Raw genomic sequence first — 17,128 nt, 5'->3', positions numbered from 1 at the left:
TGTTATCTAATGTGGGGTCTATGGTTAAAGTGGCTGTACTTGCATTTGCAGCAAAGGTGATAGTTCCGCCGGTGGCTGTAAATGTTGCTGCACCTGTTTGAGTGTAATCATTATTGAGTGTGGCTGTACCTGCTACTCCAAAGTTAACAGTTATGGCTGTGTTTGTAACACCAGTCCGGGTGAAGGTGTATACTAGGTTGGTTGTACCATCTTCTAATACGCTACTGGGTGATACTGCTAGGGTAATGGTGGGAAAATCATTATACAAAACTGAGACATTATTACTGTTCACGTTTGTCACAGCTAAGTCTGGACTACCATTACCATCCAAATCCCCCACAGTCAAGGCATAAGGACTAGTCCCCACTGCAAAATTAGTAGCAGTGCCAAAAGTCCCATTGCCATTACCTAATAAGACTGAGACGTTATTACTGCTAAAGTTGGCGGTGGCTAAATCAGATTTACCATCTCCGTTGAAATCAGCTATGATTATGTCCCTGGGATTAGTCCCCACTGCAAAGTTAGTAGCAGTGCCAAAAGTGCCGTTACCATTACCTAATAAGACTGAGATGTTATTAGTGCTAAAGTTGGCGGTGGCTAAATCAGATTTACCATCTCCGTTAAAGTCTCCTACGACCACAGATAAGGGATTAAGTCCCACATTAAAGTTAGTAGTAGCACCGAAACCACCTGTACCATTACCCAATAAAATTGAGACATTGTTACTGGCATCATTCGCCACGACTAAGTCAGACTTGCCGTCTCCATTGAAGTCTCCTACCTTCACAGATGCAGGACCGCTTCCCACATTAAAGTTAGTAGTAGCACTGAAACCACCTGTACCATCACCGAATGCAACTGAGACAATACCTTGATTGTAGGTTGTCAAAGCTAAGTCGGATTTGCCGTCTCTGTTGAAGTCCCCTATAGCTACGGATGTGGGATAGATAGTAGAGAGATCCGGCGAGTCAAAAGTACCTCCCCCCAAAAACAGGTCGATGGCGCTAAAAAGACTATTAGATCCACTTCCTAATGCGACAAGAAAAGCCTGAGCAGTTGTTTGATTGGCATTACCGGCGGCAACTAAGTCGGTTTTACCATCACCGTTGAAGTCTCCTACAGCTAAGTAACCAACAACAGGCAATAGACTAGGATCAAAGATGAAATAGTTAGTTGCTGTACTGAGTCCACTTACACCAGTCCCTAGTAAGACAGAAAAGTTTCCAGTACCAGTATTACCAGTTCCTACGACTAAATCAGATTTGCCGTCTCCGTTGAAGTCACCTACTGTCAAGGAAATAGGAATACCTGCGACAGCATAATTAATAGTGGTTTTAAAGATAGCCATGGATTTAAACTTCTGTGGAATGTGACTTAAAATTATGATCTGAACAAAAGACTAAGAGAATCTTAGATTTTGTTTCTTTGCGCCTTTTCATCTCTGCGCGAAACAAAATTCCCCACTATGCAGAGGCATCGATAAAAACAATCGTTGTCGCGGTTTGACGGAGAAAAGAGTTGTTGAACATATTTTTTTCCTTTGCATCTGATAACAAGTAAGTTTTTTATTTTAATTTTATTGGTTAAAGAATGAGCAACTTTACGTAAAACCTGCGTCAGGTCAGGATATCAATTTCCTGTTATTTAACATTTTAATTGATTTAATCATAGACACAACCGTATTTTTTAAAATTTTACTGTGTTATTCGTGATCCGTATTATGTCACAAAAGTGACCTTAGTAACATTTATGCTTTTATATTGTCTGATAGCCAAGCATGGCGTTAGCCATATCAGGTGGTTATCGAGCGACTTGTACTGAGCTTGCCGAAGTAAGTCGAGATAATGTCCAGGATGAAAGTATGTACAGGATGAGGATGGGGATTTTATGATTATGTAAATTATTTAAAATGGTGCGTTACGCTGTCGCTAACACACCCTACTCAAAAAGCTGTTCCCTGTCACCTATCACCTGTCACCTATCACCTGTCACCTATCACCTGTTCCCTGTTCCTATAAAATTTTAATTTGGATTTGGTGAAGACGTGGACCGATAATTGAGATGACGGTAAATTCCAGATTGTGATAATTAAAGATCTCGCCTTTATTGGGAATTTTTTGGCATTGATAAAGTAAAAATCCCCCCAAAGTTTGATACTCTCTAGTTAAGGGTAAATTGAGATGTAAGACTTGATTAACTTCTTCTAGATTAATTTGTGCTTGGACTAAAAATGTCCGTTGGTCTAGCATTTGAATGAGTAAATCATTGCTACTATTAGATTCACCTGCATGACCAATAATCTCAGCAATGATATCTTGAATGGTCGCTAGTCCCACAATGCCGCCAAATTCATTAACTACCATGACTATGGTTGCTTTCTCTTGCTGCATCATTGGCAAAAGTTCACTTAAGAGAGTTTGTTCTGGTACAAATCGAGGATGACGCATCCAAGGTCTGATTTGTGTGTCTGGTGTAATTTTTCCTAAGGCTAAGGGTTGTGCTAAATCTTGAAAGTAGACTATGCCACAAATGTCGTCTAAAGACTCGCCAATGATAGGATAGCGAGAGTGACCAGTAGATGTTATTTCTTCAAGTAATATGTGAAAGGTGGCGGTTATGGGTAAAGCAATAATGCTAGTGCGGGGAATCATGATATCTTCGGCGGTAATATCCCCAAATTCAAAAATATTATTTAACAGTTCTCGTTCTGCATTTTCTAAACCTGTAGATTCTCGTTCCGTAGCTATAATTAATTGTAATTCTTCGGGTGTAACTGGAGGTCGCCAACTTTGACCTATGTATTTAATTCCAAACAATTGTAATAGCCATTGGGTTGATTGATTAAGAACCCAGATAAAGGGACTAAAAAAGCGGACTATTGCTTTAACTGATGGACCTAAAAATTTAGCTAGATGTTCTGAATATAACATAGCCACTGATTTGGGACACAATTCGCCTAAAACGATTTGTAGGTAAGCAATGGCAAAAAAGGCAATGGGGACTGATAAAGAATGCGCTAGTAAGTTATTAATTCTCAAAGGTAAAGGCCAGGAGTCAAGCCATTTTTCTACTAATACAGCAATTGTACTTTCTCCAATCCAACCCAGTGCCAGACTAGAAAGGGTAATACCTAGTTGGGCTGTGGATAGTAGTCTATCAATACTACGTTGTAATGTTTCCACAGCGATCGCTCGGATGTCACCAGCTTGCACTAACTGTTGAATGCGTGTCCGTCGCACTGTCACCATTGAAAACTCTGCCGTTACAAAAAAGGCATTGATAGCAATCAGCACTAGTACGCTACAAAATCGTAGTCCCGTATCCGTCCAAGTTAAGGTAGAAAAAGCGCTCACTGTCTAAGATAGTATATAAATTGCCCACAGGGGAAAGAAATTTTTTGATTTTTGGTTTTTGAGGCTGAAGTATAAAAAATACAATCCCAAATCCCAAATCCCAAATTGAATGTTAATTACCTTTCTCTACAGGAATATCAGACAATTGTAACTTAAGTCTTTGGGCTGGATAATCAGTTAAAGACAGAGATATCTGCTTGACATCATCAAGTAAAGCTGTGGGAATGCTAATTGTACCTTTAAATTCTGCTCCTTTGGCGGGCAATTCTGCGGGTAAACCTTCTGTAATTGCACTCAAGGTTCTTCCTTTATCGTCAGTAATATCTAAAAAGCTATAGAGAAACCGTACAGAATCAGTGCCTTTATTTTGCATATTGACTCTTAGCAATAAATCACCTCCAGAATAGCGCACAGACTGTACAGACATAGTTACGCCTTCACTTTCAGCAGAAACAGGAAATCCTGGTTGTAGGGTTTCTGGTGCTGGTTGTTTGGGTTTTTCCTGTCTCTGGGGTTTGCTGGTTTTAATCTCTTCTTCTTCTGCTGACTTTTCTGGTTTGTTACCTTGTTTTTTACTGTTAATTCTTGACTTGACAGCTTTGAGAATATCTTCCTCTTTTAGGAAACTTTCAGTTCCCTGTTGGGGGTTATTACTCTTGCTGCTGTTAAATTTATTAACGGGACGACCATCTGGTGTAGTGACACCTTTGAGTGCGTCACTTCCCAATTTGAATCCTAAAAAACCACTTGCAGAACTTGCTCCCAACATCAGGGTTAACAAAATTAAGGTCAGGAGTACAGTAGTATTGATTTGCATTGCTAATAAATTATGACATAAAGGGAACAGGTAGCAGGTAAGTCCTAGAATTTTCTCTTGGTGTAGTCATGGTATTACTCATGACTATCCTCAGTTTAAATAACTAGCAACTGGGGTAAATAGGATTGAATATTTGTTTAATCTATATGCTACTATATGCTATTAGGATTAGGAATTTTAAAGTTTGGGTTTGTCAATACTGAAAAAATTCACCCCATTACATAGTTGATCAGATGTTGAGCATTTAAACGTGATTAATAATTGTTCATGGGTTGCCAAATTATAGTCAGATAGTGTATTATGGTTAATGTAAGATCGAGAATCACTGGTTAAACCAAAAAGTGCGAGGTTGAAATCCATGTGAATAAGCGCTCTTGGCCGATTGGGGAGGCAACGAACTCATAATTCGTCTTCAGGCTGGTTCAATTCCAGCAGGGCGCATTTTAGGCGTTTATTTTACGCTTTTAAAGAAATTACAACTTAGGCAAGAACGGAATCAGAATTATACAGCAAGTTGAGATTGAGTGAGGTAGACTTTATGCGGGCAAGATGCCTGCACCACAAGAGTTTTATGATTAATGTCTGTACTTTATAAGATCGGAAAATGCTGTATTGAGTGAGGTAGAATTTATGCGGGCAAGATGCCCGCACCACAAGAGTTTTATGCTTAATGTCTGTACTTTATAAGATCGGAAAATGCTGTATTGAGTGAGGTAGAATTTATGCGGGCAAGATGCCCGCACCACAAGATTTTTATGCTTAATGTCTGTACTTTATAAGATCGGAAAATGCTGTATTGAGTGAGGTAGACTTTATGCGGGCAAGATGCCCGCACCACAAGATTTTTATGCTTAATGTCTGTACTTTATAAGATCGGAAAATGCTGTATTGAGTGAGGTAGACTTTATGCGGGCAAGATGCCCGCACCACAAGATTTTTATGCTTAATGTCTGTACTTTATAAGATCGGAAAATGCTGTATTGAGTGAGGTAGACTTTATGCGGGCAAGATGCCCGCACCACAAGATTTTTATGCTTAATGTCTGTACTTTATAAGATCGGAAAATGCTGTATTGAGTGAGGTAGACTTTATGCGGGCAAGATGCCCGCACCACAAGATTTTTATGCTTAATGTCTGTACTTTATAAGATCGGAAAATGCTGTATTGAGTGAGGTAGAATTTATGCGGGCAAGATGCCCGCACCACAAGATTTTTATGCTTAATGTCTGTACTTCATAATATCGGAAAATGCTGTATTGAGTGAGGTAGAATTTATGCGGGCAAGATGCCCGCACCACAAGATTTTTATGCTTAATGTCTGTACTTCATAATATCGGAAAATGCTGTATTATATTTACGATATATTTACGAGGTTTATAGTCAGTCCTTTAGCTCTGATGATGTTTCTGTAGGATCTACAAAAATTGGCGCAGTTGTGTTGGTGTTAATTTGATTGAATGCCAGGAACGAGACTTGAACTCGTGACACGAGGATTTTCAGTCCTCTGCTCTACCAACTGAGCTATCCCGGCGTGGGCTTTATTACTGACCACGTTTACTAACTTTAGCATAGGGAAAAAGATTAGTCAAGGGGTTTTACAAAAAAATTTTTAACTGCTTTTGATTGTCAATTTAACCCAGGTAAACACAACCACAAATAAGAGAAACTGCACAAAGACAATACTCGGTCCAGAAGCCAGATTAAACAAGCCAGAAACCATCATTCCCGCGATACTACTGCTAGAGCCGACAACCACCGATAGAATCAGAAAACGGCTGAAATGGTGACTCATGAGTTTGGCTGTAGCCGCGGGAATCACTAAAAACGCATTCACGAGCAGAACACCAACAGCTTTAATCGCTACGGCTACGGCAAGGGAAAGTAAAATAACGAATCCATAACGATAAATTTGCACAGGTACTCCTTGTACTTGGGCAACATCGGGATTGAGAGTTAATAATATTTGTTGTTGTAGCGTTGATAATAGAAAAACACTACTAGAGACGAGTACCAGCAGCGTTAAAATTAAATCTGTGTGATCTATGGCTAAAATATCGCCAAATAAGACACCCATTAAGTTACCGCGATATCCTCTAATAAAACTGGTGAGGATGACACCGATCGCTAATGCTCCAGATAGGACTATACTGAGAACACTATCACTGGCTAAATCTGTTTTGTCAATCAAATAAAGAACAAAAACCCCGAAAATTAAAGTAAAAGGTAGTAACATCCAAGTAGGATTAGTATTGAGTAACACGCCTAATGCTACACCTACTAAGGCTGCATGACCAACAGCATGACTAAAAAAAGACAGTTGACGTAAGGTCACAAAACTACCTAATAAACCGCCCAATATTCCCATTAATACAGCACCAATAATGGCACGCTGCATAAAAGGAAATTGCAATAAATTCACGAAATCATGATAATTACCCATTACCCATTACCCATTACCTATTACCTATTACCTATTACCCATTACCCATTACCCATTACCCATTACCTCACTTAATGATGATGTTCATAACGACTAAAACCTGGACCATAGGTAGCTAAGAGATTTTGCGGAGAAAGGGCTATTTCTGGTTTACCAGAACAAACAAGAGTTTGATTCAGACAGATGACGCGATCGCAATGACGGCTTACCATATCAATATCATGGGAAACTTGCAACACTGTCCAATTTTCTTCTCGTTTTAATTCATTTAATAACGCATAAAAATCTGTTGTCCCTTGAACATCTACCCCTGCAAAAGCTTCATCTAATACTAACAGTTTGCGCGGACTTACTAAACAATAGGCCAATAATACTCGTTTAAGTTGACCACCGCTAAGTGTTCCAATAGCTTGATTGCGTAAGCGATAGGCATCAGTACGATGTAAAGCTGCTGTAACTGCTGCTAATGTTTCTCGCTTTGTTTGCCAAAATGAGAAAGATGAAAAAAATGAGTTTTTTCTGTCACCTATTCCCAAAGCTACTAATTCACTAACGGAAATGGGAAAACTGCGATCAAAAATAAAGTTTTGTGGCATATAACCCAAAAAATTACGCAAATTTCCTAATCTAGAAATTGGCCGACCGAAAACTTCAATTGTCCCTGCACTTCTGGGAATTAAATCTAAAATAGCTTTGATTAAAGTGCTTTTTCCTGCACCATTTGGACCAACTATAGCTGTATCTGTTCCTGGTAATAATTCAAAAGAAACATCTCGCACAGCTAGATATTTACCTTGGTAGACTGTTAAACCGGAAACTTTTAATATTGGTAATGTAATTTCTGTTTGTTTGTTGATCATGTCAGTTAGGATTTGATTTATTCATGGGTTTAGCATTACTAAAACCCTCAGAGGATGTTTGAGAAGTATTTTCTAAAACCCCAAAAGCCTTAATACTTAACCCCCTAAGAGGAGAGGGTTTTATTTATAAATTTTATGGCTTTTCCAACAACCTCTAATGATTAGATAATCATTACTTGCACCCAGAAGCTAAACTTTGCAAATTAGTTTTCATAGCTTTAAAATAATAATCTGGATTGGTATCACCAGTTTCTAAAGAATCTAATGTCCTCACAGTTAACTGCAAATCTTGGGAAATACTTGTCAGTAATTTGTTATCTAAACCGGGTTCACTAAATAAGGCTTTAGTTTTGTATTTTTTAACTGTATTCACTACTTTTTGGACATCTGTGGGTGAAAGTTGCTTTTCGGGAATTTCTACTACTGCTACTTGTTTCAGGTTATAGCGTTTCGCAAGGTAGGGAAAAGCATCATGAAAAGTTATAAAAGTGCAGTTTGGTGTTTTTTTCAAAGTCTGTTGAAATTCATTATTTAAATTATCTAGTTTCTGGATATATGTCGCTGCATTAGTTTGGTAATTGGCTTTATTCCCTGGATCTGCGATAATTAAACCATCTCGAATATTGATGATTTGCTGTTTTGCTAAAACTGGATCTAACCAAATATGGGGATTTCCAAATCTGTGTTCATGATCATGATCATCTTCTCCTCCCACTGTCTTATCTATCGGGGAAATTTTATTAATAGGTTCAATACCTTTACTCACATCAATTTCTACTAATTGGGAATTTCCGGCATTTTTAATTGTATCAGACAGAAATTCTTCCAACCCTAAACCATTTTTTATCACTACATTGGCTGTAGCGATCGCTTTTACATTTGCTGGTGTTCCTTGATATTCGTGTACTTCCGTACCAGGTTGGACTAGAATATCTACTTCTGCTACATCTCCAGTTACCGCTTTAGTAAATAAATAAACAGGTAAGAATGTTGTAACTACTTTAGTCTTTGGTAGTTTTTGTGCTGGTGTTGCTTCTTCATTAACAATTTTACTACTATTAGTAGTATTGCATCCATAAATTGCTGATAATATTACCAACGCAATTATGGGTAAGAAATTTCTTTTTCTGATATTTGCTGCGACTTGTCTATGACTCTTCATAGTTTATCCTTGATCATAAAACTTCATTGGCATTGTATCTTATAATGAGATTCATTCTCACAAAATTGATAAGTAACTAGTAAAAAACATGATTATCGTATCAAGAATTACAAACTTTTTTGGCATTTGAGGTAATACTGCTGTGTAGTAGGATTTTAATTTTCCCATTTCATAAAGATTTCTTAACTTTCCTGGGTTAGAAAATCTACATGGAACTGTTAAATGTTAGTATATTGACAAGAATTATTGATAGCTATGCTACTTTTAGATCAGGTATAGCATCATCTACTGCAAAAACGGGTGTGAAGAAAAATGCAAAAGTTCTCAACATATTTACTAGCTAGTTCCGCTGTCATCAGTGCTATACTATGCTTAAGTTCTGGGGCTTGGGCTGAGGAAATACCAGCAAATAATCAACTCCAGGCTGATACTAATTCCCAACAATTGAATAAAAACAATCAACAAGAGGTGATGTCACAAGTTACCTCCGTATCTCAATTATCCGATGTGCAACCTAATGATTGGGCGTTTCAAGCGTTACAATCATTAGTAGAACGCTACGGATGTGCCGCAGGTTATCCTAATAATACCTACCGTGGTAATAGAGCGTTATCACGATATGAGTTTGCAGCAGGTTTAAATGCTTGTTTAGATCGGGTAAATGAACTAATTGCCACTGCTACCAGTGATTTAGTATCAAAGCAAGATTTAGCAACAATCCAAAAATTACAAAAGGACTTTTCCTCAGAACTAGCCACTTTAAAAGGGCGTGTAGACACTGTAGAAGCGAAAACCACTGAATTAGAAGCTAATCAATTTTCAACTACCACCAAGCTACAAGGACAGGTTGTAGCAGTTGTTAGTGATGTTGTCTCCGGTAAAAAAGTTAATGGTGCGGATATTCCTGATAAAAATACCACTTTAGGGGCAAGAACCAGACTGGATTTTGTCAGCAGCTTTACAGGACAAGATACACTGCTGACGAGGTTGGAAAGCAATAATATCAAGAGTCCCGATATTCAGACTCCAGAAGGAAACTTGTTTTTTGCTAGTGGTAGTCCCAGTAATAATTTTGGACTAGCAACTTTATCCTATACCTTTCCTCTTGGCAAAAATACACAAGCAAAACTCATTGCTACTGGAGGGGCAGCAGATGATCTTACCAATACAGTTAACCTTTTTGATGGTGATGCTGCCTTTGGGGCTTTGTCAACTTTTGGCACAAGAAACGCAATTTATGGTCAACTAAGTGGTACAGGACTAGGAATTAATCATCAGTTTGGTAAGAAATTAGCCCTCAGTTTAGGCTATTTGACTCCTAATGCTAATCAACCCACCCCTGAAAATGGTTTGTTTAATGGTCCCTACGGTGCTTTAGCCCAGTTAACTGTAAAGCCCAGTAGTCGTACTGCTCTTGGTTTGACTTATATCAATTCCTATAACCAACCACTCGTTACAGGTAGTAATAACGCGACCTCTGACTTTGGTGGCGAAAAATTTTCCAGTAATTCCTATGGTGTACAAACATCTTTAGGTATTGGCAATAAACTTGTTGTCGGTGGTTGGGCTGGATATACCAATAGTCAAGTCTTGACAGGTACTAAGGGAAAGGCGGAAATTTGGAACTATGCTGTTACTTTAGGCTTACCAGATTTGGGTAAAAAAGGTAACTTGGCTGGTGTTATAGTTGGTATGGAACCAAAGGTGACAAATTCTACTGCTACTGCTGCTGGAGTAACAAAAGACCCAAATACCTCTTATCATATTGAAGGATTTTATCAATATAAAGTTAGCGACAATATCACCATTACTCCTGCTGTAATTTGGTTAACAGCCCCAGATCACAATAAGGATAAGGATAATGATAGTGTGGTCATTGGTGCTTTAAGAACTACTTTCAGTTTCTAAGCTTCCACGTCAACAAAAAGACCAGCCCTCCCACAGGCTGGTCTGCAAAAAAAACGTTGTTCGTGTTGTCTTCTTAGTAGAGTCAAAACCAAATTGCGCGTTCCTAAAATTCAACGGGCAACTTTTCTTAACAAGATTGTAACAGCCAGTACAAATTTTTGATGAAAATATCTGAAAAAATATCTGTCTGTGGGTGAATAGACTTTCTATTTGCGGAAAGAAGAGGAGGTTAATAACCTGCTAATAACTAACCACTGACTAATACTTGCGGTTTTCCCCAAATAATTGTTTCGTGTTTATAAACTACCAGTCCTGGTTTAGTTCCTTTGGGTTTGTAGACGTGCTTGGGTTGGGTGTACACTACTGGTACTTGGTCACTTTGACGGGCTCGGCTGAAGTAAGCGGCTAAATTGGCGGTAAATTGTAAATCAGCTTCTTCGGCAATTGTACCCGGTTCTAGACGCAAAAGCACATGACTACCCGGAATTTCTTGGGCGTGAAACCATAAATCATAGTCTCCAGCGACACGGAATGTCAATTGGTCATTTTGAACGTTATTCCGACCAATGAGGATTTCAAAGCCACTGGGACTGCGGTAACGATGAAAATTAGTACCGGGGGTGTCGTTGCTGCTACGGCTGCGGTATTCTAGGTCTTCTAAGTATTTTTGGTCAATTAGTTCGTCGCGGATTTCTTCTAACGCCTGTAAATCTTCTGGGTTTTGGTAGTTATCTATCTGAGAAATTGCGGCTTCTACTTGTTCTAAATAATCAATTTCTGTCTGCACTGCAAATAACAGCGGTTCGACAGCCCCACGGGCGCGTTTTAACTTTTGATGCTGTTTGTAAAGCTTTTGGGCATTTTGAACAGCGTTTTTATCTGGTAAAAGAGCAATTAATATAGGCTTTTCTGTTTCAAAGTCTGGTAAGATTATATTCTGCATTCCTGGTTGCCATTGATGCAGGTTTGCCATTAATAAATCGGCTTTTTGCCGATATTCTTCCGCTTGGTCTGATTGTTGCAAGCGATCGCTAAAAGTCTGTGCTTTAATACGTAATTTGGCTAGAATATGCGCTAATTTCTGAACTAACTGATGTCGCAGTTGCACAAATAACTGTTGATTCAGATGATCAGAATAATAACGGTAAAGTAACTCTTGAATACTCTTTGTGGGTTTGACTGCACCCCAACCCATAACTGTATACCCGGTTTTTGTCCAAGCCGGTTTAAATTGCCCTGATTCTAAAGCTTGTAACCATTCTTGCCAACATTCAAATAAATTTTGCCAATCTTTAGGGGTTAATACGTCGGTATTTTTATCAGGTAAAATCTGAGCATTTAGTAACATTGTCTCTAATAAAGCCGAACTTAAACCACTATAACTTTTAAGTAATTGGCGCTTAATTTCCCCTGGTACTAAACTTACCCGTTCTTGCCAGCGTTCTAGAGATTCGGTTAAGTTGGGGGTTTTTCCCGCCAATTTTGGCGGTTTTTCGTAATTTTGTCCCGTTTGAATGGGACGCACACTAGATTGTTGTTGACTAACTTGATGGGCAGCAGTGATAATTTCGTTACTAGCATCAGTTAAAATTACATTGCTATACTTACCCATAATTTCAGCATAGAGGTGATAAAGCGCACTTTCTCCTGGACGAGGGGCAAATTGTAAATCAATTACCCTCTCCCACGGAGAAATAGCCTCAATTGCCACTAAGGCCAACCCACCTAATTGATGTCTTAGCTGCTGACTAAATGTAAAAGTATCTGGGTGTCGTGGCGGTGGTTCGCTGATACAAATATGAGCGGCTTGGGGATGCCAAGAAATATCTAACCAACCCCGATGTTTTAAGGTTCGTAAAGCGATCGCAATGGTAAAGCGATCGCGCTGATATACTTGTTCTGTGCGTGCAGGTAGCCAGTTAGTGCGAATTTCGCTACAAGCAGCGGTTAAAGCTGTAAAATCAAGGGGTTGCAAAACAATTAATCTCTTTTATAATTTAGGTTGGTTAGGTTGGTTAATTTTAAGAGCTAATTGTACTAATTATATAGATCATTCACCATTTTATCTAATTTTCTATAAATTGAACTAATATTTGTGATTGTATCACATATTTCCGTTTTTAACCGAGTGCATTCAGCAAATATTTTCTGAATATCTACATCTGTTTTAGGTATTTTACCTTCTTGGATTAAATTAGTCCAAGTTAAACCCCGTTTTTCATACTGTTGTAGATAAATTTGCAGGAATTGTAAAACAATTGTACTTTCTGAAAAGATTAACTCTTGACGACCATTAAAAATTTTATCATCTTTGATTTTAATTTTAGTGATTGGTTGATCACGTGATCCAATAATTTCAAATCTGTGTGGTTCAGCGTTTAAAAAATTCCAACAAGGTAAATTGAGATTTTCAAAAACTTGTAAAAAATTCACTTCAACTATGGGTTTATTATCACTATAATCAAACTTAATTTTATGTCCTAATTGTGTTAATTCATATAACTGCCAATTCCATGTTATTAAATTATTGACACCATTAATAAATGGTTGTTGTGCTGCTAAAGAAATATTTTTAATAGGAAATTCCTTTAAATCATCAGGATATATTCTACTCTTAGCTATTTGAGTTTCACTATTAACAGTCATAATATTTTCATCACGGTTATTCAATAGTAAAAAGCGTTTCCCAAAACTAGAAGCAAGAATAGCAGCAATATATCTTAAATCAAATTTTTTGGCCATTTCTAGTTTTTCTTCTGCATATTGATAAATTTGTAATTTCTTACCTTTTCCATCTCCCAGAAGTTTTTGACGTTTTTTAGAAAGTTCATACATTTGTCTTTTTTCTTTCTCTAAACGTTTAACTTTATAAACATCATCCCATCTGACACAAATTCTCACACTATCAGGAACATAAAACCCATCTCCTGCTATTATTCCTCGATCATAGGTAGGAAATGAAGTCATCCCAAACAGGATTTTAGGATAATTATATAATTCAGGAATTGTTGCTCTACTAATATTATTAGGTACACGAGACGTACCCCATTCTAAATATCTAATTTTGTCTATTGTAAACTCTCTAACTAAATTTTCACCATCTATATATTTATGAATATGAATATTAGTTTCTACTTGAGAAATCAAATCATCTTTTTTAAATTCTCCTGATTCTGAATGTAAAACCATTGCTTTACTACAATAACAAATATCTTCTAAATAAGTAACGTCTGCAAAATTATCATTAACTACAAACTGTCTAAAAACCTTACCTTTATATTCATATTGATTCAAAGGATCAATTTCTTGAATTTCTGTAAATAACCCATTGTGGAGAAATCTTTTTACTTGATAATTATTTTCTGGAACAATATTTTCTAAAATAAAAATAGTATTGTTAACAACAGCATCAGAGAAAATTTTCACATTATTAAAAAAATCTACTTGTTTAATAGTCAGATTTTCAGCAATATATTCTCGGAGTAATTCCGCATAATTATTAGTTTGAATACCCCTAGAAACAATTAAGCCAATTTTACCTAAATCCTTAGTAGCTTGACAAGCAAGTTCCACAAATGGAACAAACAGATCCCATTTTTCATGAAGTGTGGTAAATCTTCCAGAATTTTCAATTTCTCGACGATAAATATCTGCTCCAGGTTCATCAGCTTTTACATAAGGAGGGTTGCCCACGACAAAATCAAAACCATCAATAAATTTACCCGTTTTAGTTTTAATTTGGGCAACAGTAGAAAGTTCTAAATCTAAAATAGGATTAAGTAAAGGAGTTCTAATTTCTTGTGATTTTGGTAATAACAAAGAATCCGTATTATATACATTAAATCTATCTATGGTACATTCTTGTAACTTACCTGCTTCCTTCGCTTGTTGGAGTAAATCAACCACTTGAATTAATAAATTAGTTTCAGCTAAATAACAAGCAAAAGGATTAATATCTAAACAAAATAAACAATCTTTCACTTGTTGAATAATCGCAGGAACATATTCCACAGGAATAGTATTAGTTTTCCGAGAACGATAGGAATTAATTAAACGACGTGCAGCATGAACTAAAAAACTACCAGAACCTCCTGCGGGGTCTAATAATTTTTGATCACGAATATCAGGATTATCGGATTTATACCCAATAGCATCTAAAATATATTCTACAACTTCTTTAGGTGTAAAATATCTACCTTGTTCATGTTTTCCTTCTTCTACATATCTACCATAAACCATCCCAATAATATCGCTATCAATTTCTTGTAAATTAAAGCGATTAAGAATATGTAAAACCTTAATTAAAGTATTAGAATTAATGCGATACCAATTAAATAAATCCGCACTATTGAAGAAATGAGCATAGATATTTTGAGCAGAACGATAGGACATTTCTAAAAGATAATCCATAGACATTCCTTGCGCTAGATCTAAATATCTTGGTTCGACTTCTTCCTTCCAATATTTAAACCCTCCATTGGAAAATTTACGATTAATTAATTTTTTATCTTCACAAATTCTTACCATTAAAAGACGAATGACATAAACATAAGCAGTTTGTCTAGCAAATTCAGTTTTTAATTTATCTTCATTTGCACCTTGTAAAATGGTTTTACTAACTAAATTACGCCAAGATATAAAATATTGATGGGTTTTAATTGCGGTATCATAAGTTAAATTTTGCTTTGCTTGCCAGTCTTTCCAATCAAATACAATTCTTTCATATTCTCGTAATAATTCAATTAATTTTGGATCAAGTTTAGTAATTTTCTTTTCTTCTGTGACTTTAATTCCTAGTTCCTGTTTTTTGGTTTCTGAAATTGTAGGAATTAAATCTAATTGTACTCCTTTTATACCTTCTATATTTTTAGGAGAATTTTGATTTTTCTGTGCTATTTTTTTAGCTTGAGCATTGATTAATTTATTTAAAAATATTTGTTCTAATTCTTGAATTGAACCTTGAGATTTATCGGCAAATTCAAGCAATTTTTCTACAATTTCGGAAAATTCCTCAACTTCTAATACTCCATAAGCACGTAAATAATTTAAAATCTGATTTCTCAGACGATCTAAAATTTTAGTTGCTGTCTCTTGATAATTTTGTTCAGTTGCATGAATATTAGGCAAATATTTATTTTGACAATATTGATCATATTCTTCTAGTAATAATTGTAATTGATATAAAACATCTTCTTCTAACAGGAGAATTGCGGCTTTAATATCTAAAATTAGTAATTCATCAAAATTAGGAGTATTAACCTGAGATTTGGCATTATTTAACCATTCATTCTCTGGTTTACCAATATCTTGAATTAAACTTTCAATATTTTCAAAATTGAGTTTATTAAATCGTCTATATAAAGTTTTTAAATCTTGAATTTGGGCATTATTTAAGCCAGAAATACCACCATGATCATGATAAGTTTGGACAATTTGCTCAAGATCCAAATGTAAAACCGGACTGGGAGAATTAGGCTCAGAAATATCCCAACCTAATAATAATTTACCATTACAAAGTAATCCTAAATCATAACCGCGACTGGGTGCATAACTTATTAGTTGTTGTAAAGGTTCAGATTTTTGAATATTATAGGCAGTATGTTTATCTTCTACTAAAAAACAGCGAATATTACCACTTGCTAATTTAATTTGAAAATCTGGACGACTGCTATCTTTGCCATTGGTTGTGGTATTTTTAGCGATATCTCCTGAATCAAAACCTAAAGCAAGCAGCAATGGTAAAACTATTTTAGTATCAACAATATTATCTTCATCATTAGTTTGGGGTTCGGCAATATATTCTAAATAAGTTTTGCCTTCATAGAAGTTCTGATTATTGAAAATATTGAAAAATTCACTTTGAAATTGATTTAATGTAGACACATTTAATTTCCCTTTTGATTTATTTTTGGCTAAAATAACTGATTACATAGCAATCCTATATAATAAATATATATATTACACTATATATTACACCTTGTGCGGGCAAGATGCCCGCACCACAAGAGTTTTATCATTAATATCTGTACTTTGTGAATATCGGGAACTGCGCAATTCTATATAATATATATATTACACTATATATTACACCTTGTGCGGGCAAGATGCCTGCACCACAAGAGTTTTATCATTAATATCTGTACTTTGTGAATATCGGGAACTGCGCAATCCTATATAATATATATATTACACTATATATTACACCTTGTGCAGGCAAGATGCCTGCACCACAAGAGTTTTATCATTAATATCTGTACTTTGTGAATATCGGGAACTGCGCAATTCTATATAATATATATATTACACTATATATTACACCTTGTGCGGGCATCTTGCCTGCACCACAAGAGTTTTATCATTAATATCTGTACTTTGTGAATATCGAAAACTGCGCAATCCTATATAATATATATATTACACTATATATTACACCTTGTGCGGGCAAGATGCCCGCACCACAAGAGTTTTATCATTAATATCTGTACTTTGTGAATATCGAAAACTGCGCAATTCTATATAATATATATATTACACTATATATTACACCTTGTGCGGGCAAGATGCCTGCACCACAAGAGTTTTATCATT

The 17,128-nt window shown here is 36.2% G+C and carries 9 protein-coding genes and 2 tRNA genes; 2 read left to right on the top strand and 9 right to left on the bottom strand.

Annotated features, from left to right (window positions below; genetic code table 11):
- The 3 genes from H6F62_RS16910 to H6F62_RS16900 form a co-directional block, all read right to left on the bottom strand.
- Positions 1-1,348, bottom strand: a 1,348-nt coding sequence (locus H6F62_RS16910; RefSeq protein ID WP_190372538.1) for a VCBS repeat-containing protein, incomplete at its 3' end; no start/stop codon positions are given.
- A gap of 664 nt (positions 1,349-2,012) precedes the next feature.
- Positions 2,013-3,353 carry a hemolysin family protein gene (locus tag H6F62_RS16905; RefSeq protein ID WP_137909467.1) on the bottom strand — a complete coding sequence of 447 codons (1,341 nt, stop codon included), beginning with the start codon at positions 3,351-3,353 and terminating at the stop codon, positions 2,013-2,015.
- A gap of 112 nt (positions 3,354-3,465) precedes the next feature.
- Positions 3,466-4,170 carry a hypothetical protein gene (locus H6F62_RS16900; protein ID WP_137909470.1) on the bottom strand — a complete coding sequence of 235 codons (705 nt, stop codon included), beginning with the start codon at positions 4,168-4,170 and terminating at the stop codon, positions 3,466-3,468.
- A gap of 368 nt (positions 4,171-4,538) precedes the next feature.
- On the opposite strand from H6F62_RS16900, the gene H6F62_RS16895 reads away from it, so the two are divergent.
- Positions 4,539-4,611, top strand: a tRNA-Met gene (locus H6F62_RS16895).
- A gap of 1,017 nt (positions 4,612-5,628) precedes the next feature.
- Here the strand turns inward: H6F62_RS16895 and H6F62_RS16890 are convergent.
- The 4 genes from H6F62_RS16890 to H6F62_RS16875 form a co-directional block, all read right to left on the bottom strand.
- Positions 5,629-5,701 (bottom strand) — tRNA-Phe (locus H6F62_RS16890).
- Between the two features lie 78 nt (positions 5,702-5,779).
- Positions 5,780-6,610 (bottom strand): metal ABC transporter permease, encoded by an 831-nt coding sequence (locus H6F62_RS16885; protein WP_137909466.1) that lies wholly within the window; start codon positions 6,608-6,610, stop codon positions 5,780-5,782.
- A gap of 71 nt (positions 6,611-6,681) precedes the next feature.
- The gene (locus H6F62_RS16880) at positions 6,682-7,470 is read right to left on the bottom strand and encodes a metal ABC transporter ATP-binding protein (RefSeq protein ID WP_199290997.1); all 789 of its coding nucleotides are present in this window, start codon (positions 7,468-7,470) and stop codon (positions 6,682-6,684) included.
- Positions 7,471-7,642: 172 nt separating this feature from the next.
- Positions 7,643-8,632 carry a zinc ABC transporter substrate-binding protein gene (locus H6F62_RS16875; protein WP_190372537.1) on the bottom strand — a complete coding sequence of 330 codons (990 nt, stop codon included), beginning with the start codon at positions 8,630-8,632 and terminating at the stop codon, positions 7,643-7,645.
- 312 nt (positions 8,633-8,944) lie between these two features.
- Between H6F62_RS16875 and H6F62_RS16870 the strand changes: the two genes are divergently transcribed.
- Positions 8,945-10,540, top strand: a complete 1,596-nt coding sequence (locus tag H6F62_RS16870) for an iron uptake porin (protein ID WP_190372536.1) — start codon at positions 8,945-8,947, stop codon at positions 10,538-10,540.
- A 247-nt stretch (positions 10,541-10,787) separates the two neighbouring features.
- Here the strand turns inward: H6F62_RS16870 and H6F62_RS16865 are convergent, their stop codons facing one another.
- Both H6F62_RS16865 and H6F62_RS21360 read right to left on the bottom strand, forming a co-directional pair.
- Entirely contained in the window at positions 10,788-12,515 is a 1,728-nt protein-coding gene (locus H6F62_RS16865) for an NFACT family protein (RefSeq protein WP_190372535.1), read from the bottom strand.
- A gap of 62 nt (positions 12,516-12,577) precedes the next feature.
- Complete coding sequence (locus H6F62_RS21360) at positions 12,578-16,423, bottom strand: N-6 DNA methylase (protein ID WP_190372534.1); 3,846 nt, start codon at positions 16,421-16,423, stop codon at positions 12,578-12,580.
- Between the last annotated feature and the right edge of the window lie 705 nt (positions 16,424-17,128).

Origin of the sequence: Anabaena sp. FACHB-1391 (genome assembly GCF_014696755.1) — a bacterium.
Classification (GTDB): domain Bacteria; phylum Cyanobacteriota; class Cyanobacteriia; order Cyanobacteriales; family Nostocaceae; genus Dolichospermum; species Dolichospermum planctonicum.
Note: the sequence above shows the minus strand (reverse complement) of the source record. Positions and strands in the feature narration are given on the sequence as shown.

Coding starts and splice junctions, on each gene's coding strand:
- H6F62_RS16900 (WP_137909470.1), bottom strand. CDS start 4,170: ATGCAAATCAATACTACTGTACTCCTGACCTTAATTTTGTTAACCCTG.
- H6F62_RS16885 (WP_137909466.1), bottom strand. CDS start 6,610: ATGGGTAATTATCATGATTTCGTGAATTTATTGCAATTTCCTTTTATG.
- H6F62_RS16880 (WP_199290997.1), bottom strand. CDS start 7,470: ATGATCAACAAACAAACAGAAATTACATTACCAATATTAAAAGTTTCC.
- H6F62_RS16875 (WP_190372537.1), bottom strand. CDS start 8,632: ATGAAGAGTCATAGACAAGTCGCAGCAAATATCAGAAAAAGAAATTTC.
- H6F62_RS16870 (WP_190372536.1), top strand. CDS start 8,945: ATGCAAAAGTTCTCAACATATTTACTAGCTAGTTCCGCTGTCATCAGT.